The following is a 17,244-nucleotide window of genomic DNA, read 5'->3' as shown; positions in this document are numbered from 1 at the left end:
TCCGTTAGCGGGCGATCCCATGCTTGCGCAGCTTTCTATAAAGCGTATTACGGCTGACCCCCAACTGCTCGGCGGTATGGGTCATGTGCCAGCGCTGTTGCTCCAGGGTGTTAAGCAACGCCAGGCGTTCGGCGTCGTCCAGCGGGCGTTCGGAAGGTTCGTCGACGGCCATCAGCAGCGGAGCTGGCCGGCGCTGGCGAATCATCACCGGCAAATCCTCAAAAACGATCCGCTCGTCCTCGCACAGCGCTGCCAAAGTCCGCAGCACGTTGCGCAATTGCCGCACATTGCCCGGCCAGGCGAAGTCCAGCAGCGCCTGGCGCGCCGCCCCGTCGAGCAGGACGTTTTGTTCACCGGCTTCTTCGGCCAGCAGGAAGTCCAACAACTGCGACTTGTCGCTGCGATCGCGCAACGCCGGCAAGGCGATTTCCAGGCCGTTGAGCCGATAATATAAGTCCTCGCGAAAACTGCCGTCCTGCACCCGATCGAGCAAATTCCGGTGGGTCGCGCTGATGATTCGCACGTTGACCGCCTGGGGCTCGCCGCCGATGGGCACCACCAGCCGATCCTCCAGCACCCTTAATAGACGGGTCTGCAAGGCCAACGGCATATCGCCGATTTCATCAAGGAACAAGGTGCCGCCATCGGCCTGTTGCAACTTGCCGCGCATGCCCTCTTTGCGGGCCCCGGTAAAACTGCCGCCGCGATAGCCGAACAGTTCACTCTCGATCAGACTTTCCGGGATCGCCGCGCAATTGAGCGCAACGAAGGCTTTATTCGCCCGTTGGCTGGCGTGGTGCACGGCCTTGGCAAAGGCTTCTTTGCCGGAGCCGGTTTCGCCATTGATCAACAGCGGCACATCACGCTCGAACACCCGCAAGGCTTTGCGGAAGTCGTTCTGCAGCGCCGCATCGCCCAGACAGATGCCGGACAGCCGTGGACGCTCGGTCACCAGCGGAGTTGGAATAACCGGCACTGGAACACTTCGCGGCTGCCCCCGCAACACTGCGAACAAGCCGCGCCCATCGCGGGTGCGCAGTGGCCAACTGGCGCTGGCGTTCACGCTGGCACGACCCAGCAGTTCATCCAGAGAGCAATCGAAAAAAGCTTCCACAGGTTTGCCCAGCAGCCCGCCGCGCACATGCCCCAGCAGGTTCAAGGCACTCTGGTTGACCGCACTGATCCGCCCGTCGCCGTCGAACGCCAGCAATCCTTCGCTGAACAGCCCCACGGACTCGGCTTGCAAGTGAAAGCGCAGCAACCATTGGTTGTCGAAGTAACGCAGGAAATAACAGCTCTCGATCATCTTCGCCGAGAGATTGACCAGTGCCATGGTGTGGAATTGGCTCTGCCGCGAGACTTCATGGCGCGCCGATGACACATCGAGTACCGCCAGCAGCTCGCCATGGGGATCGAACACCGGGCTCGCCGAGCAGGTCAGCCCGGTGTGACGACCGCGAAAATGCTCGTCCTGATGGATGGTCAGCGACTGGCGCTCCACCAGGCAGGTGCCGATACCGTTGGTGCCTTCGCAGGCTTCACTCCAGTCCGCACCGAGCCAGAGCCCGGCGCGTTCGAAAATCTTCCGTTCGGCGGGCGCGGTGACGCAGTTGAGGATCACCCCACGGGAGTCGGTCAGCAACACGGCATGGCCGGCACCGGAGAGTTGCTGATGCAGGCTGGCCATTTCGTTGCCGGCGATCTGCAGCACTTGCTGCAAGCGCTCGCGGCTTTCCAGCACCCGCCCATGCTCCAGCACCGTCGGCGCGATGCTCAGGGCCGGGTCGAGGTGATAGTCCTCAAGACAGCGCAGCCAGGAACGGGCAATGGATGGATCGCTGCCCGGGCCCTGCAAGTGGGCTTTGCCCTGAGTCACGGTCAACACCTGCTGGGCGTGTCGACTCAGATGATTGTTGTGCATTTCTTATCGTTCTCCGCGCGGGGCTGCTTGGCGAAAGGTGATGCCCAGCATCCTCCAGCCTCTGGTGCATTGCAATCCCGGCTCGAGCGGCGAGTCACAGGCCGTACCGCTTATGGCACAAAGTGTCACTCAGGTCGTGCCACAACTGTCACAACGCAGGTCCGCTCACCTCCCGATTAATTCGTAACCCATTGATTTACTTGACCTGCAAAGCACTGGCCCAACCTTTGCTCTAAGCTTATATAAGCGCTACAGCGCGTCCTCCCCAATAACAAAAGCCAGGAGATACCCACCATGCGTTACGCTCACCCCGGTACTGAAGGCGCAATCGTTTCGTTCAAGAGCAAATACGGTAACTACATCGGCGGCGAATTCGTCGCGCCTGTCAAAGGTCAGTACTTCACCAATACCTCGCCGGTAAACGGCCAACCTATTGCAGAATTCCCGCGCTCCACCGCCGAAGATATCGACAAAGCGCTGGACGCCGCCCACGCTGCTGCGGACGCCTGGGGCTCGACCTCGGTGCAGGCCCGCTCACTGGTGCTGCTGAAAATCGCCGATCGCATCGAACAGAACCTGGAAGTCCTCGCCGTCAGCGAATCCTGGGACAACGGCAAAGCCGTACGCGAAACCCTGAACGCCGATATCCCGCTGGCCGCTGACCACTTCCGCTACTTCGCCGGCTGCATTCGCGCCCAGGAAGGCAGCGCCGCGGAAATCGACGGCAATACCGTCGCTTATCACATTCATGAACCACTGGGCGTGGTCGGGCAGATCATCCCGTGGAACTTCCCGATCCTGATGGCCGCCTGGAAACTCGCTCCGGCCCTGGCCGCCGGTAACTGCGTAGTCCTCAAGCCTGCAGAGCAAACCCCGCTAGGCATCACCGTGCTGATGGAACTGATCGGCGATCTGCTGCCGCCTGGTGTGCTCAACGTGGTGCAAGGTTTCGGCCGTGAAGCCGGTGAAGCCCTGGCCACCAGCAAACGCATCGCCAAGATCGCGTTCACCGGTTCCACCCCGATCGGCTCGCACATCATGAAATGCGCGGCTGAAAACATCATCCCGTCGACCGTTGAGCTGGGCGGCAAGTCGCCGAACATCTTCTTCGAAGACATCATGCAAGCCGAACCGACCTTTATCGAAAAAGCCGCCGAAGGCCTGGTGCTGGCGTTCTTCAACCAGGGCGAAGTCTGCACCTGTCCATCACGGGCACTGGTGCAAGAGTCGATCTACGACGACTTCATGAAAGTGGTAATGAAGAAAGTCCTGGAAATCAAACGTGGCGACCCGCTGGACACCGACACCATGGTCGGCGCCCAGGCGTCCGAGCAGCAATTCGACAAGATCCTGTCCTACCTGGAAATCGCCAAGGGTGAAGGCGCCGAGCTGCTGACCGGCGGCAAGGTGGAAAAACTCGAGGGCAACCTGGCGACCGGGTATTACATCCAGCCGACCCTGCTCAAGGGCACCAACAAAATGCGCGTATTCCAGGAAGAAATCTTCGGCCCAGTGGTGAGCATCACCACCTTCAAGGACGAAGCCGAAGCCCTGGCGATTGCCAACGACACCGAGTTCGGCCTTGGCGCCGGTCTCTGGACCCGCGACATCAACCGCGCCTACCGCATGGGCCGGGCGATCAAGGCCGGTCGCGTCTGGACCAACTGCTACCACCTGTATCCGGCTCACGCCGCGTTTGGTGGCTACAAAAAATCCGGCGTCGGCCGTGAAAACCACAAAATGATGCTCGATCACTACCAACAGACCAAAAACCTGCTGGTGAGCTACGACATCAATCCACTGGGCTTCTTCTAAGCAAGCCCGCACCCCTGTAGGAGCGAGCTTGCTCGCGATGGACGTTAACGATAACGCGTGTTTTCTGAATGAACGCGCCGTCCTTGGGTCCATCGCGAGCAAGCTCGCTCCTACATAGGGCTTGCCCGCGAAAGCGGTCTTCCAGGCAACAAAGATTCAGCCCCGCTACACCGATCCGCCCAAAAGGTCGGACAAAAAATAAAAACAGGTGAACTGCTATGCCTAGCGAACCTATCGGCGCCCCGGCGGCCGGCTCTTCCGTCGACTTCGAAAAAGTCGGCTCCGAATACTTTCAGCAACGTGAATTGAAAAAAGGTGCCGCTGGCTGGGTCCTGCTGGTCGGCCTGGGCGTTGCCTATGTGATTTCCGGTGACTATGCCGGATGGAACTTCGGCCTGGCGCAAGGCGGCTGGGGCGGGATGTTTCTCGCCACCCTGCTGATGGCTACCATGTATCTGTGCATGTGCTTCTCGCTCGCCGAATTGTCTTCGATGATTCCCACTGCAGGCGGCGGTTACGGCTTTGCCCGCAGCGCCTTCGGCCCTTGGGGCGGTTTCCTGACCGGCACCGCGATACTGATCGAATACGCCATCGCGCCCGCGGCGATTGCGGTTTTCATCGGTGCCTATTGCGAGTCGCTGTTTGGTATCGGCGGCTGGATGATCTATCTGGCGTTCTACATCATCTTCATCGGCATCCATATTTTCGGGGTCGGTGAAGCGCTCAAGCTGATGTTCATCATCACCGCCGTGGCGGCCATCGCCCTTGCGGTGTTCCTGATGGCGATGGTTCCGCACTTCAGCGTCGCCAATCTGCTGGACATCCCGGTCACCAACGCCAAAGGCGCCAGCAGCTTCCTGCCTTTCGGTTATGTCGGCGTGTGGGCGGCGATTCCCTACGCGATCTGGTTTTTCCTGGCTGTCGAAGGCGTGCCACTGGCGGCCGAAGAAACCAAAAACCCGAAACGCGACCTGCCACGCGGCTTGATCGGCGCGATGCTGGTGCTGGTGAGCTTTGCCTTGCTGATTCTGGTAATAGGTCCCGGCGGTGCCGGTGCCAATGCGCTGATGACGTCCGGCAATCCGTTGGTGGAAGCCCTGTCCAAGGCCTATGGCGGCTCGACCTGGATGGGCCATTTCGTCAATCTGGTGGGCCTGGCTGGTTTGATCGCCAGCTTCTTCTCGATCATTTACGCCTACTCGCGGCAGATTTTTGCCCTGTCCCGCGCCGGTTACCTGCCGCGCAAGCTGTCCGAGACCAACAAAAGCAAAGCGCCGGTATTGGCACTGATCATCCCCGGCATCATCGGTTTCGGCCTGTCGCTGACCGGCCAGGGCGATTTGCTGATTCTGGTGGCCGTATTTGGCGCAACCATCTCCTACGTGCTGATGATGGCCGCCCACATCACCCTGCGCATTCGCCGCCCCAAAATGGAGCGTCCATACCGTACGCCGGGTGGCATCTTCACCTCCGGCGTGGCCTTGGTGTTGGCCTGTATCGCTGTCGTGGCAGGCTTCCTGGTCGATCCGCGGGTGGTCATTGGTGCAGCGGTCATCTATGGAGTATTAATTGCTTACTTTGCTTTCTACAGTCGGCATCACTTGGTAGCAGGCACGCCGGAAGAAGAATTCGCGGCCATTCAGAACGCTGAAAAAGCCTTGCACTAATCGCCGAAAACCACGACGCAGGCATTGACTGCGTCGTCATGGAGAACCTGTATGGCAAGTTTTTCCCACTCGGTCGGCACCCAGACCTATCGCTTCGACAGCCTCAAGGAGGTCATGGCCAAGGCCAGCCCGGCCCGCTCGGGGGATTTCCTGGCCGGTGTCGCCGCGCTCAACGATGGCGAACGGGTCGCAGCGCAGATGGCCCTGGCCAATATCGAACTCAAGCACTTCCTCGAAGAGATGCTGATCCCCTATGAAGCCGATGAAGTGACCCGGCTGATTATCGACAGCCACGACTCAGCCGCTTTTTCCGTGGTCAGTCACCTCACTGTCGGCGGTTTTCGCGACTGGCTGCTCAGCGACGCGGCCGACGAGCAAAGCCTGCGTGCCCTGGCGCCGGGCCTGACCCCGGAAATGGTCGCTGCCGTGTCGAAAATCATGCGCGTACAGGACCTGGTACTGGTGGCGCAAAAAATTCGCGTGGTGACCAAATTCCGCGGCACCATGGGCCTGCGCGGGCGCCTGTCGACCCGCCTGCAACCGAACCACCCGACCGACGAACCGGCCGGGATCGCCGCGAGCATCCTCGACGGCCTGCTTTACGGTAATGGCGACGCGATGATCGGCATCAACCCGGCCACCGACAGCACCGCCTCGATCTGCGCGATGCTGGAGATGCTCGACGCAATCATCCAGCGCTACGAAATCCCCACCCAGGCCTGCGTGCTGACCCACGTCACCACCTCCATCGAGGCAATCAATCGCGGCGTACCGCTGGATCTGGTATTCCAATCGATTGCCGGCACCGAAGCGGCCAACGCCAGTTTCGGGATCAATCTGAATGTCCTGCAGGAAGGTTACGACGCCGGCTTAAGCCTCAATCGCGGGACGCTGGGGCAGAACCTGATGTACTTCGAGACCGGCCAGGGCAGCGCGCTGTCGGCCAACGCCCACCATGGCATCGACCAGCAGACCTGCGAAACCCGCGCCTACGCCGTGGCACGGCACTTCAAGCCGTTTCTGGTGAACACCGTGGTCGGCTTCATCGGCCCGGAATACCTCTATAACGGTAAGCAAATCATCCGCGCCGGGCTGGAAGATCACTTCTGCGGCAAGTTGCTGGGTGTACCCATGGGCTGCGACATTTGCTACACCAACCATGCCGAGGCCGACCAGGACGACATGGACACCCTGCTGACCCTGCTCGGCGTAGCGGGGATCAACTTCATCATGGGTATTCCCGGCTCCGATGACATCATGCTCAACTACCAGACCACCTCGTTCCACGATGCGCTCTACGCTCGGCAGACCCTTGGCCTCAAGCCGGCACCGGAATTCGAGCAATGGCTGGCGAAAATGGGCATCTTTACTCAGGCGGATGGCAAGGTGAAGTTCGGCAACAGCCTGCCGCCGGCCTTCCGCCAAGCCATGGCGCAACTGGGATGAGTGATCTATCGATGGATAAACCCCTTACCGACAGCCAGAACCCCTGGCTGGAACTGCGCCGCCTGACCCCGGCCCGGATTGCCCTCGGCCGCACCGGCACCAGCCTGCCGACCGCTGCGCAGCTGGATTTCCAGTACGCACATGCGCAGGCCCGGGATGCGGTGCATCTGCCCTTCGATCACGCGGGCCTGGGCACGCAACTGGCCGAGCGTGGGCGCGACAGCCTGTTGCTGCACAGCGCAGCTACCGATCGCAATAGCTACCTGCAGCGTCCCGACCTCGGCCGACGCCTGAGCGACGACTCGGCGCAGAAGCTGCGCGAGCATGCCCAGGCCAATCCCGGCGGCATCGATCTGGCGGTGGTAGTGGCCGATGGTTTGTCGGCGTTGGCGGTACATCGCCATACCCTGCCCTTCCTGGCACGCATGGAAGAACAGATCCAGGCCGAAGGCTGGTCGCAGTCGCCGGTCATCCTGGTGGAACAGGGCCGGGTCGCGGTGGCCGATGAAATCGGCGAACTGCTCGGCGCCAGGATGGTAGTGATTCTGATCGGCGAACGCCCCGGCCTCAGCTCGCCGGACAGCCTCGGCCTGTACTTCACCTACGCGCCCAAGGTCGGCCTGACCGACGCCTACCGCAACTGCATCTCCAATGTGCGGCGGGAAGGGTTGAGTTATGGCATGGCCACCCATCGTCTGCTGTACTTGATGCGTGAAGCCTGTCGCCGGCAGCTGTCGGGGGTCAATTTGAAAGACGAAGCGCAAGTTCAGACACTGGAATCGGATACTGCCACTCACTCAAATGGCAACTTCCTACTCTCGAAACCGCTGTAATGGCAGTATGCTGATTGTGCTTTTTGCAGGCTTTAGGCAGCATCGGATCACAGCTGCACGAGTAATGATCCGTTTTGCCGTACCCACTTCAAGTTGAGGCCAATCATGCGGATTACTCAAGCGACCCTGGAACACCTGGACTTGCTGACCCCCTTATTCGTCAAATACCGCGAATTCTATGGTGCGCTGGCGTATCCCGACTCCTCCCGGACCTTTCTCGAAAAGCGCCTGCGACGCAAGGAGTCGGTGATCTACCTGGCCCTGTCCGATGAAGACAACGGCAAGTTGCTGGGCTTTTGTCAGCTGTACCCGAGCTTCTCCTCCCTGTCGCTGAAACGCGTGTGGATCCTCAACGATATTTATGTCGCCGAAGAATCCCGTCGACAGTTGGTGGCCGACAACCTGATCCGCACCGCAAAAAAAATGGCCAAGGAAACCCATGCCGTGCGCATGCGGGTGTCCACCAGCAGCAATAATGAAGTGGCGCAGAAAACCTACGAATCCATCGGCTTTCGCGAAGACACCGAGTTCAAGAACTACATACTGCCTATCAGCGACGAGTAGTCATCCCGCGAGCTGTGGCGAGGGGGCTTGCCTTGATGCCATGTAGGAGCGAGCTTGCTCGCGATGGACGTTAACGATAACGCGTGTTGCCTGAATAAACGCGCCGCCCTTGAGCCCATCGCGAGCAAGCTCGCTCCTACACAGGGCGTATGTCCAACCCCTTCAGATCCCTGAAAGCCCCACCTCGCCTCCCCCAGGCGAAATCCCCCGCTACAATCTCGGCACGCAATTCACCTCCCAGCCCGTATAATGCCGACCGTTACAGCCTGTAAGAAAAACTACACCACGCTGTAGCCATTTTATTTCGAAGCCTTCGCACGGACCTGCCGAGTCGGGTCATCACCACAGGTACCCTCATGGATTTCAACCCGCTCGACCTTATCTTGCATCTCGACGTCTATCTCGATTTGCTGGTAACCAACTACGGGTCATGGATCTACGCCATCCTGTTTCTGGTGATCTTCTGCGAAACCGGTCTGGTGGTGATGCCGTTCCTGCCTGGCGATTCGCTGCTGTTCATCGCTGGCGCCGTGGCAGCAGGCGGCGGCATGGACCCGGTATTACTGGCGGGCCTGCTGATGCTGGCGGCGATCCTCGGTGACAGCACCAACTATGTGATTGGTCGAACCGTGGGCGAGCGCCTGTTCAGCAATCCCGACTCGAAAATCTTCCGCCGCGACTATCTGCAGCAAACCCACGATTTCTATGACAAGCATGGCGGCAAGACAGTGACCCTCGCGCGTTTCATGCCCATCATTCGGACCTTCGCGCCGTTCGTCGCCGGTGTCGCGAAAATGCCATACCCGCGGTTTCTGACTTTCAGCGTAGTCGGCACTCTGCTTTGGGTTGGCGGGCTGGTGACACTCGGTTACTTCTTCGGCAACGTACCGTTTATCAAGAAGAATCTGTCGCTGCTGGTCGTGGGCATTATCCTGGTGTCGCTGCTGCCGATGATTATCGGCATCATCCGCAGCCGTTTGGCCAACTCAGCCTCAAAAGCCGGATCGCGCTGATCGCCCATGTGGTCACTCAATGCCTGGCGCCGCCAGCGCACGCTGGCCAAGCATCCCGTTGCTGCGCAAACCTGGCAGCGAGTGCGTGAACACCTGAGCTTTCTCGATGGCCTGAGCGACGCCGAAGACCAATGGCTGCGCGAGTCCAGCGTGCTGTTCCTGCAAGCCAAGCACCTCACCACACTGACCGGTGTTGAACTTCACCAAGAGGAGCGGCTGTTGCTGGCGGCACAGGCGCAATTGCCGCTGTTGCATCTGGGGGAACTGAACTGGTATCAGGGATTTCACGAAATCGTGCTGTATCCGGACGACTTCGTCAGCCCCCAGCGGCATCGCGATGCCAGCGGCGTCGAGCATGAGTGGAACGGTGAACACAGCGGCGAAGCCTGGCAACAGGGCCCAGTGATTCTGGCCTGGCCCGGAGTCCTTGCCAGCGGCGGCTGGGAAGGTTACAACTTGGTCATCCACGAACTGGCGCACAAACTCGACATGCTCAACGGCGACGCTAATGGCCTGCCGCCACTGCACAGCGACATGCGCGTCAGTGAATGGTCAGCGGTGATGCAACAGGCCTATGACGACCTCAATCGCCAACTGGATCGCAATCCGGACGCCGACACACTGATCGATCCATACGCCGCGGAAAATCCCGCCGAGTTCTTTGCCGTCACCAGCGAGTATTTCTTCAGCGCTCCGGACCTGCTCAATGGCGCCTATCCGCAGGTCTACCGGCAATTGCAGCTGTTTTATCGTCAGGACCCACTGGCCCGACTCAAGCAACTGCAGGCAGTCCATCCGGACTACCGGGTACACGACTAAGGTCTACACGACCTCTGGTACGTGGCATCGACGGCGGAATATGCCTATAATCGCCGCCACTTTTAGGTCAATCCGGCCAAGTCCTTTGGCCAATCACGGGGGCACCGCCCAATGAGCTACAGCAAGATTCCGGCTGGCAAAGACCTGCCGAACGACATCTACGTCGCCATCGAGATTCCGGCCAACCACGCGCCGATCAAATACGAAATCGACAAAGACAGCGACTGCCTGTTCGTTGACCGTTTCATGGCCACCCCAATGTTCTACCCGGCCAACTACGGTTTCATCCCCAATACCCTGGCCGACGACGGTGACCCCCTCGACGTGCTGGTCGTGACCCCTTACCCGGTTGCTCCGGGCTCGGTGATCCGCGCACGTCCAGTCGGCATCCTGCACATGACCGACGATGGCGGCGGCGATGCCAAAGTGATCGCAGTTCCACACGACAAGCTGTCCCAGCTGTACGTCGACGTCAAAGAGTACACCGACCTGCCAGGTCTGCTGCTGGAGCAGATCAAGCACTTCTTCGAGAACTACAAAGATCTCGAAAAAGGCAAATGGGTGAAGATCGAAGGTTGGGGCGACGCAGAAGCCGCTCGCACCGAGATCATGAAGTCGGTTGCAGCCTATAAAGGCTGAGTCTGCCTTCACTCGCAAGCGTCGCAGCATTAAAAAACCCCGGTTATCCGGGGTTTTTTATTGGCTTGAATAACACCACAACCCACCCAACCCTCGGCAATTAAACACAAATAGTACTACCCGTTTATATCGCAGTTAATACCTTCAAAAACAGCTTAAACTTTACTAACTAATTCCTATAAAAATTGAACGCTTTGTTTATTTAAACAATTATCGCTCCTCCGTAAAATCCGTGGTCATGAATACATCCGGCGATCGCTTCAAGGCACTCCTCAAAGAGGTCAACCTCAAGCCCACAGAATTTGCAAAGTTTTGCAATGCAAAGCCTCAGCACGTGAACAACTGGTACAAACGCGGCGTCCCTCTCTGGCGCATGGACGAATTTGCCCGGCTGTTATCCGTCAACAGCAAGTGGCTGTACAACGGCGAAGGGCCGAAGTACCCAACTAAATTTGCAACAACAGAAACTATCGGCGTTTATAACGACAACCTGCAATACACGGATGTAGACATCCCTTGTTATAAAGAAGCTTCCACCCAAGCAGATTCAAACACCATCGAAATAACCGGTCACTGCGTGCGATTGCCGAGGCACTATCTGGAATCACTGGAGGTTGATCCGGATAAAGCCGTTTGCGCACCAATGATCGGCAACAACATGGCGGAAAAGATTCAGGACGGCTACACCATCGCCATTGACCGGGGCCTGACCCAGATCGTGGACGGCGAAATCTACGTCCTCCAGCACCAGGGCAGGCTGCGCGTGAACTACCTGTACCGACTCCCAGCTGACGCGCTTCGACTGTGCAGCCACAACAACTCCGAATACCCGGATGAAATATTCAGCGCCGAACAGATCAAGGCGCAGAACATCCAGGTCCTGGGCTGGGTATTCTGGTGGTCGACACTCAACAAACGCCGCCCGAACCTACTGTCCAAGTGAGCCTTGGGCCGGTTGTTCATCACGCGATAGCTCTGGATCGCCCTTTGGGCTGGGAATTTTTCAAAAAAATCAGTATGCTGCGCCCCACATTTGCGAATCGACCGTCCAGCACGGCCAGATCGCCCCGACGCGGCAGATGATTTTCTCGCCAAGTCCCACAGCCGGACGCAAGATCCGGGTGTACGTTTTGAAGGCTGGCGCGGCTTACCAAAAATGAGCCAAGCCAGTCCCCGAGAAGCCGGCCACAAGCCGGCTTTTTAATGCCCGAAATAAAGTGATTCACGACGTGAAATCGCTCAGACCTCATCTGCATTCAGCGCATAAAACTCATGCAACTTGGCCTGCAACAGCTTCTTGTCCGGCAGCTGAGTTTGATATTCTGCGATCAATGCTGGCGAAAGTGAACGGTTGAGAGCGTACTCGACGACCTCATCATCTTTGCTGGCGCACAGCAAAACCCCGAGCGCCGGGTTTTCATGGGGTTTGCGGACATTACGATCCAGAGCCTCAAGATAGAAATCCAGCTTGCCCAGGTACTCTGGCTCGAAGCGACCGACCTTTAGTTCTATCGCCACCAGGCAATTCAGCCCTCGATGGAAGAACAGCAAATCCAACGCAAAATCGCGACCTCCCACCTGCAACGGATACTGCGAGCCGACGAAACAAAAATCCCTTCCCAACTCGATCAGAAAATCCCTGAGCCTTCGCAGCAACCCACCATGCAAATCAGCCTCGACATGCCCATGCGCCAGGTCGAGAAATTCGACCATGTACGTGTCCTTGAACACACTCAAGGCTTCTGGATGCATTTGTCTCACCAATGGCGAGACTTTTGCCGGACTTATGACGGAGCGCTCAAATAGCGCGGCCTTGAACTGGCGCTCAAGCTCCCGGCTCGACCATTTCTCCTGAATCGCCATCCGCAGGTAAAACTCGCGCTCTTCCGGGCGTTTGCTTTGGTTGAGGATGATCAGGTTTTGGGTCCAGGGTAATTGTCTCAGCAGTGCTGAGACTTTTGCGTCATGCCTGTACGCCTCGTAAAACTGGCGCATACGGAAGAGGTTAGGACGTGTAAAGCCACGCAATCCGGGCTGAGTGCGCGCGAGGTGAGTAGCCAATTGAGCTACCACGCCATCGCCCCACTCCGCGGCCTCGATCTTGCCGCTGATATAGGCCCCTACCTGCCAGTGCAGCTCGATCAACTCCGTATTGACAGCCTGCACCGCTCGCTGCCGAGCGGCAACAATCAGCTGGGTGATTTCGTTAAAGCTTGCATCCGGGGACGGGGTATTGGAGCTGAGGTCATTCACGTGAGGGCGTTCCTGTTCAGAAGACAACGCCCTTTCTAGTACTCCCACCCCTTACAAAATGAAAATCACAAAGTGTGTCGAAGTGAAACGATCCTACAAAGAACCAGGATTGGAAAGTGTAAATCCAGGGCGACCGGTCATAAGCACTTATAACGACTTGAAAAAAAAGACCATCAGTGAAATTCACTGATGGTCTTTGGCGATTCGAAGCTCTGCCTATGAAAGTCTTTTTATTAGACTCCAGGGCAGGCTTTAGTCGCATACTTCGCTGCGCCACTGTACTTGCAAACCCAATCACCAGTGGTGGCGGTTCGCGTCCAGGTAATATTACCTGCCGCTGCCGCGGCATTTTTAAGGGCACATGCGATTGTGCCGGCACCAGTAGTTGCCCCGGTAGCCGTAATGTCGCAGTTGTCGGTACTAGATTTCAATCCAATTATTTCGGCAGCGGTGGCACCGGTGATAGTAGCCCCATTCCCTTCAATGACCACGGCTTCATACATGGCCTTGCCAGAAGAAATCTCCGCAAGCCCGGCTACGACTTTGGCTCTGGCCATGTAATCCGAGTAAGCCGGGATAGCAAAGGTAGCCAAAATGCCGATGATCGCAACAACGATCATGAGCTCGATGAGCGTAAAACCTTTCTGCATGGATTTCAAAGGGACTTCCTTCTAGGCGACGATTTAATGGTGTAGAGCATTTTATTTATTTTCGGCGCAAGCGTCATGCCAGCTTCGGCTGAGCTTTGGGATCTCGCGGGATGACACAATCTGACCGGCAATGGCACTGACGTTGCGCAATCCTGCCGGCAATCGTAGTCCGAAAATGGAAGGGGTAAATCCAGCGCTGCCGATCTTAAGTACTCATGACGACTTGAAAAAAAGACCATCAGTGAAATTCACTGATGGTCTTTGGCGCTTCGAAGCTCTGGCTATGAAAGGCTTTTTGTCAGTCTTAAGGTACAACAGGTCCAGGGCAGCCTTTAGTCGCATACTTCGCCAGGCCACTGTACGCGCAAGACCACGCACCGGCGGTGGCGGTTCGCGTCCAGGTAATATTACCTGCCGCCGCCGCGGCATTTTTAAGGGCACATGCGATAGTGCCGGCACCATCAGCTGCCCCGGTAGTCGTAATGGTGCAGTTTTCGGTACTAGCTTTCAATCCAATCACAGGGCCGGAGGTGATAGAAGCCCCATTCCCTTCAATGACCACGGCTTCATACATGGCCTTGCCAGAAGAAATCTCCGCAAGCCCGGCTACGACTTTGGATCTGGCCACGTAATCTGAATAAGCAGGGATAGCAAAGGTAGCCAAAATGCCGATGATCGCAACAACGATCATGAGCTCGATAAGCGTAAAACCTTTCTGCATGGATTTCAAAGGGACTTCCTTCTAGGCGACGATTTAATGGCGTTGAGGATTATATTTATTTCCGGAGCAAGCGTCATGCCAGCCTCGGCTGAGTTGTGAGATCTCGCGGAATGACACAATCTGATCGGCAATGGCCATCCTGGCATGCGTCAGATCGTGCCTGGCCACGTATTGGCCCAGCCTGGCCCATGCCAGATGGTCAGCGCGCATTTGCGTTGGGAAGGGCCGAAGAGAGTTCATTAGCGTTCCTGCTACAACATGCCCAATGGACGCAACCTTGGCAAGCCCATAAACATCGTCGCGCCGTGCAAGGATCTTTTTATCCTCTCCTCGTGTCGCCACGCCGAAAGATCCTTAGCAACGGCTGAGCCCCCCTCGCCTATGAATCCCTAGACGATGAGCCAAATACCCCACACAATCGGCTCACAAAATGAGCCGAATAAACCCCTTATTCGGCTCATCGTTCAGAGTACGAGCCCATGAAACACCCACGCTGGATCTGGCAACAACCTGACTGGCCGCGTTTCCACTCGCAATCGGAGCGCCTGGCGCCCTTGTTGCGCGAGTGCGGGCAGGCGCAAGGACGGTTGTTGGGCATGTCCGGTTCAGCAGGTAGAGACTTCAGCGCGCAAAGCGAGCTGGACGCGCTGTTGCAGAACATCGTGACCTCATCCGCCATTGAAGGCGAGCAGTTGAACGTCGGTTCGGTGCGCTCCTCTCTGGCCCGTCGCTTGGGCATGGAACAGATCGACGGCAATTACGTGAGCAAGCGTAGTGAGGGACTGGCGGAGTTGATGCTGGACGCGACCCAGCATGTCGACCCGCCACTGACTCTCGCGCGCTTGTTGCATTGGCATGAATGGCTGTTTCCCGCTGAAGACGACGGAATCATTGCGCGACACATTCGAGTTGGCGCACTGCGTGGCGATGAACCGATGCAGGTGGTATCGGGTCGCCTGGACAGGCCCACTGTGCATTTCGAAGCCCCTGCGCGCCAAGGCCTGGAACAGCAGCTCGACGTCTTCCTTGACTGGTTCGAAACCAGCCGTAGCCAACCCCAGCTCGATCCCCTGTTGCGGGCAGGCATCGCTCACTTCTGGTTCGTCACGCTCCACCCCTTTGACGACGGCAACGGTCGCCTGACTAGGGCTATCACCGACCTGGCCCTCGCCCAGGCCGAAGACGAGGCCATCCGCTTTTATGCCATGTCGGCGAGCATTCTCGACGATCGTTCCGGCTACTACCGTGTATTGGAAACCAGCCAGAAAGCCACCCTGGATATCACTGACTGGCTCGAATGGTTCCTGCAGACGTTATTGCGCAGCCTGCAACAAGCCATGGCCCGTATCGAGTTGGTACTCGGCAAGGCCCGCTTCTGGCAGAACCACCGGAGTCAGGCTCTGTCCTCGGAACAGGCCAAGGTGCTCAACCGCCTGCTGGATGGTGGCGAGAAAGGATTTGAAGAGGGAATCAGCGCCGCCCAGTACCAGGCCGTGGCAAAAGTCTCCAAGGCCACTGCAACTCGCCACTTGGCCGACCTGCTGGACAAGAGTTGCTTGATCCGTTTGCCCGGCGGCGGCCGTAGTACCCGCTACCAGATCAACTATCCGGGCGATGGAAAACGCTGAATCGGTGAGCCGCGCGCAAGGCACTCCAGGTCCATCTATACGTCCACTCATTTGCCCAAAAAGCCTCTCTCTGCTAGTGTCGCGCCGGTTTACCGTCAACCGGAATTGCCGCCATGGCCCGCAAAAAAGCTGCACTGGATTTCGAACAATCCCTCGCTGACCTGCAAACGCTGGTTGAGCGGCTGGAGAACGGCGAGCTGTCGCTGGAAGACTCGTTGACGGCCTTCGAGCAAGGCATCGGTCTGACCCGCGATTGCCAGGCGGCGCTGGCCCAGGCTGAGCAGAAGGTGCAAATCCTGCTGGAACGCGATGGCGAGCTGGCCGAGGAACCCTTCGACCCGGAACAGCCGGAATGATTGCCGCTTATCAGGCCAGCAGTCAGGCCCGGGTCAATGCTGCACTGGAAACCCTGTTCCGCGCGCCAAGCCCCGAGCTGGCCCGTCTCTATGAAGCCATGCGCTACAGCGTGATGAATGGCGGCAAACGTGTGCGGCCGCTGCTGGCTTACGCGGCCTGCGAAGCCCTCGGTGGCGCAGCGGAACAAGCCAATGGCGCCGCCTGTGCGGTGGAGTTGATTCACGCTTATTCGCTGGTGCATGACGATTTGCCAGCGATGGACGACGATGATCTGCGTCGCGGCCAGCCGACTACTCACAAGGCTTTCGACGAAGCCTGCGCGATTCTCGCCGGTGACGGCCTGCAAAGCCTGGCGTTCAGTGCCTTGCTCGACCCGCAGCTGAGCGTTGTGGATAGTGATACCCGTTTGCGCATGGTCAGCTCCCTGGCGTTGGCGGCGGGTCCGGCGGGCATGGTTGGCGGTCAAGCCATCGACCTCGGTTCGGTCGGTCTCAAGCTCGATCAGCAAGCACTCGAATACATGCATCGGCACAAGACCGGCGCGCTGATCGAAGCCAGCGTCAAGCTCGGCGCCCTGGCCAGTGGTCGTGCGCAACCAGACGAACTGAAATCCTTGCAGACCTATGCCCAAGCCATCGGCCTGGCGTTTCAGGTGCAGGACGACATACTCGATGTCGAGAGTGATACCGCGACACTCGGCAAACGTCAGGGCGCCGATATCGCCCGGGACAAACCGACCTACCCGGCCCTGCTCGGCCTGGACGCGGCTAAAGCCTATGCCCTGGAGCTGCGCGATCAAGCTTTGCACGCCCTGCGACCGTTCGACGCGGCGGCCGAGCCGTTGCGGGGCCTGGCGCGCTATATCGTTGAACGTCGCAGCTAAAACCGTGGCTACGCCCGAATGCATATTGTTGGCCA

The 17,244-nt window shown here is 58.2% G+C and carries 16 protein-coding genes; 12 read left to right on the top strand and 4 right to left on the bottom strand.

Annotated features, from left to right (window positions below; genetic code table 11):
* Positions 1–4: 4 nt before the first annotated feature.
* A complete protein-coding gene (locus tag ACA064_RS02870) occupies positions 5–1,921 on the bottom strand; it encodes a sigma-54-dependent Fis family transcriptional regulator (protein WP_497672036.1) in 1,917 nt (638 codons plus the stop codon).
* A gap of 294 nt (positions 1,922–2,215) precedes the next feature.
* Between ACA064_RS02870 and exaC the strand changes: the two genes are divergently transcribed.
* From exaC to ACA064_RS02825, 9 genes are all read left to right on the top strand, one after another.
* The gene (gene exaC / locus ACA064_RS02865; RefSeq protein ID WP_497672035.1) at positions 2,216–3,736 is read left to right on the top strand and encodes an acetaldehyde dehydrogenase ExaC; all 1,521 of its coding nucleotides are present in this window, start codon (positions 2,216–2,218) and stop codon (positions 3,734–3,736) included.
* A gap of 218 nt (positions 3,737–3,954) precedes the next feature.
* Complete coding sequence (gene eat / locus ACA064_RS02860; RefSeq protein ID WP_497672034.1) at positions 3,955–5,403, top strand: ethanolamine permease; 1,449 nt, start codon at positions 3,955–3,957, stop codon at positions 5,401–5,403.
* A 51-nt stretch (positions 5,404–5,454) separates the two neighbouring features.
* Positions 5,455–6,849 carry an ethanolamine ammonia-lyase subunit EutB gene (locus tag ACA064_RS02855; RefSeq protein WP_497672033.1) on the top strand — a complete coding sequence of 465 codons (1,395 nt, stop codon included), beginning with the start codon at positions 5,455–5,457 and terminating at the stop codon, positions 6,847–6,849.
* 11 nt (positions 6,850–6,860) lie between these two features.
* On the top strand, positions 6,861–7,682 hold the full coding sequence (eutC, locus tag ACA064_RS02850) for an ethanolamine ammonia-lyase subunit EutC (protein WP_497674163.1): 822 nt from the start codon (positions 6,861–6,863) through the stop codon (positions 7,680–7,682).
* Between the two features lie 105 nt (positions 7,683–7,787).
* A complete protein-coding gene (locus ACA064_RS02845; protein ID WP_497672032.1) occupies positions 7,788–8,246 on the top strand; it encodes a GNAT family N-acetyltransferase in 459 nt (152 codons plus the stop codon).
* Between the two features lie 356 nt (positions 8,247–8,602).
* Positions 8,603–9,259, top strand: coding sequence for a DedA family protein (locus ACA064_RS02840; protein WP_497672031.1), 657 nt, complete (start codon positions 8,603–8,605; stop codon positions 9,257–9,259).
* A gap of 6 nt (positions 9,260–9,265) precedes the next feature.
* Complete coding sequence (locus tag ACA064_RS02835) at positions 9,266–10,078, top strand: M90 family metallopeptidase (protein WP_497672030.1); 813 nt, start codon at positions 9,266–9,268, stop codon at positions 10,076–10,078.
* Between the two features lie 111 nt (positions 10,079–10,189).
* A complete protein-coding gene (gene ppa / locus ACA064_RS02830) occupies positions 10,190–10,717 on the top strand; it encodes an inorganic diphosphatase (protein WP_150645456.1) in 528 nt (175 codons plus the stop codon).
* A gap of 232 nt (positions 10,718–10,949) precedes the next feature.
* On the top strand, positions 10,950–11,660 hold the full coding sequence (locus tag ACA064_RS02825) for a S24 family peptidase (RefSeq protein WP_497672029.1): 711 nt from the start codon (positions 10,950–10,952) through the stop codon (positions 11,658–11,660).
* A gap of 296 nt (positions 11,661–11,956) precedes the next feature.
* Here the strand turns inward: ACA064_RS02825 and ACA064_RS02820 are convergent, their stop codons facing one another.
* The 3 genes from ACA064_RS02820 to ACA064_RS02810 all read right to left on the bottom strand — a co-directional run bounded on the left by ACA064_RS02820 (position 11,957) and on the right by ACA064_RS02810 (position 14,341).
* Positions 11,957–12,970, bottom strand: a complete 1,014-nt coding sequence (locus tag ACA064_RS02820; RefSeq protein WP_497672028.1) for a PDDEXK nuclease domain-containing protein — start codon at positions 12,968–12,970, stop codon at positions 11,957–11,959.
* A gap of 233 nt (positions 12,971–13,203) precedes the next feature.
* Positions 13,204–13,620, bottom strand: coding sequence for a pilin (locus ACA064_RS02815; protein ID WP_497674162.1), 417 nt, complete (start codon positions 13,618–13,620; stop codon positions 13,204–13,206).
* A 304-nt stretch (positions 13,621–13,924) separates the two neighbouring features.
* A complete protein-coding gene (locus tag ACA064_RS02810) occupies positions 13,925–14,341 on the bottom strand; it encodes a pilin (protein WP_497674161.1) in 417 nt (138 codons plus the stop codon).
* A 479-nt stretch (positions 14,342–14,820) separates the two neighbouring features.
* On the opposite strand from ACA064_RS02810, the gene ACA064_RS02805 reads away from it, so the two are divergent.
* The 3 genes from ACA064_RS02805 to ispA all read left to right on the top strand — a co-directional run bounded on the left by ACA064_RS02805 (position 14,821) and on the right by ispA (position 17,209).
* Complete coding sequence (locus ACA064_RS02805; RefSeq protein ID WP_497672027.1) at positions 14,821–15,969, top strand: Fic family protein; 1,149 nt, start codon at positions 14,821–14,823, stop codon at positions 15,967–15,969.
* Positions 15,970–16,082: 113 nt separating this feature from the next.
* Positions 16,083–16,325 carry an exodeoxyribonuclease VII small subunit gene (locus tag ACA064_RS02800; protein WP_150643960.1) on the top strand — a complete coding sequence of 81 codons (243 nt, stop codon included), beginning with the start codon at positions 16,083–16,085 and terminating at the stop codon, positions 16,323–16,325.
* A complete protein-coding gene (gene ispA / locus ACA064_RS02795) occupies positions 16,322–17,209 on the top strand; it encodes a (2E,6E)-farnesyl diphosphate synthase (protein ID WP_497672026.1) in 888 nt (295 codons plus the stop codon). Before ACA064_RS02800 ends, ispA begins: the two co-directional genes overlap by 4 nt.
* Positions 17,210–17,244: the final 35 nt, after the last annotated feature.

The sequence above is a fragment of the Pseudomonas sp. LBUM1658 genome, from assembly GCF_059716055.1.
The sequence above is the reverse complement of the archived record's forward strand: the minus strand, read 5'-3'. Positions and strand labels throughout refer to the sequence as shown.

What these genes read in the sequence shown, in the direction of transcription:
- ACA064_RS02870 (WP_497672036.1), bottom strand. Translation starts at nt 1,921, where the DNA reads ATGCACAACAATCATCTGAGTCGACACGCCCAGCAGGTGTTGACCGTG.
- exaC (WP_497672035.1), top strand. Translation starts at nt 2,216, where the DNA reads ATGCGTTACGCTCACCCCGGTACTGAAGGCGCAATCGTTTCGTTCAAG.
- eat (WP_497672034.1), top strand. Translation starts at nt 3,955, where the DNA reads ATGCCTAGCGAACCTATCGGCGCCCCGGCGGCCGGCTCTTCCGTCGAC.
- ACA064_RS02855 (WP_497672033.1), top strand. Translation starts at nt 5,455, where the DNA reads ATGGCAAGTTTTTCCCACTCGGTCGGCACCCAGACCTATCGCTTCGAC.
- eutC (WP_497674163.1), top strand. Translation starts at nt 6,861, where the DNA reads ATGGATAAACCCCTTACCGACAGCCAGAACCCCTGGCTGGAACTGCGC.
- ACA064_RS02845 (WP_497672032.1), top strand. Translation starts at nt 7,788, where the DNA reads ATGCGGATTACTCAAGCGACCCTGGAACACCTGGACTTGCTGACCCCC.
- ACA064_RS02840 (WP_497672031.1), top strand. Translation starts at nt 8,603, where the DNA reads ATGGATTTCAACCCGCTCGACCTTATCTTGCATCTCGACGTCTATCTC.
- ACA064_RS02835 (WP_497672030.1), top strand. Translation starts at nt 9,266, where the DNA reads ATGTGGTCACTCAATGCCTGGCGCCGCCAGCGCACGCTGGCCAAGCAT.
- ppa (WP_150645456.1), top strand. Translation starts at nt 10,190, where the DNA reads ATGAGCTACAGCAAGATTCCGGCTGGCAAAGACCTGCCGAACGACATC.
- ACA064_RS02815 (WP_497674162.1), bottom strand. Translation starts at nt 13,620, where the DNA reads ATGCAGAAAGGTTTTACGCTCATCGAGCTCATGATCGTTGTTGCGATC.
- ACA064_RS02810 (WP_497674161.1), bottom strand. Translation starts at nt 14,341, where the DNA reads ATGCAGAAAGGTTTTACGCTTATCGAGCTCATGATCGTTGTTGCGATC.
- ACA064_RS02805 (WP_497672027.1), top strand. Translation starts at nt 14,821, where the DNA reads ATGAAACACCCACGCTGGATCTGGCAACAACCTGACTGGCCGCGTTTC.
- ACA064_RS02800 (WP_150643960.1), top strand. Translation starts at nt 16,083, where the DNA reads ATGGCCCGCAAAAAAGCTGCACTGGATTTCGAACAATCCCTCGCTGAC.
- ispA (WP_497672026.1), top strand. Translation starts at nt 16,322, where the DNA reads ATGATTGCCGCTTATCAGGCCAGCAGTCAGGCCCGGGTCAATGCTGCA.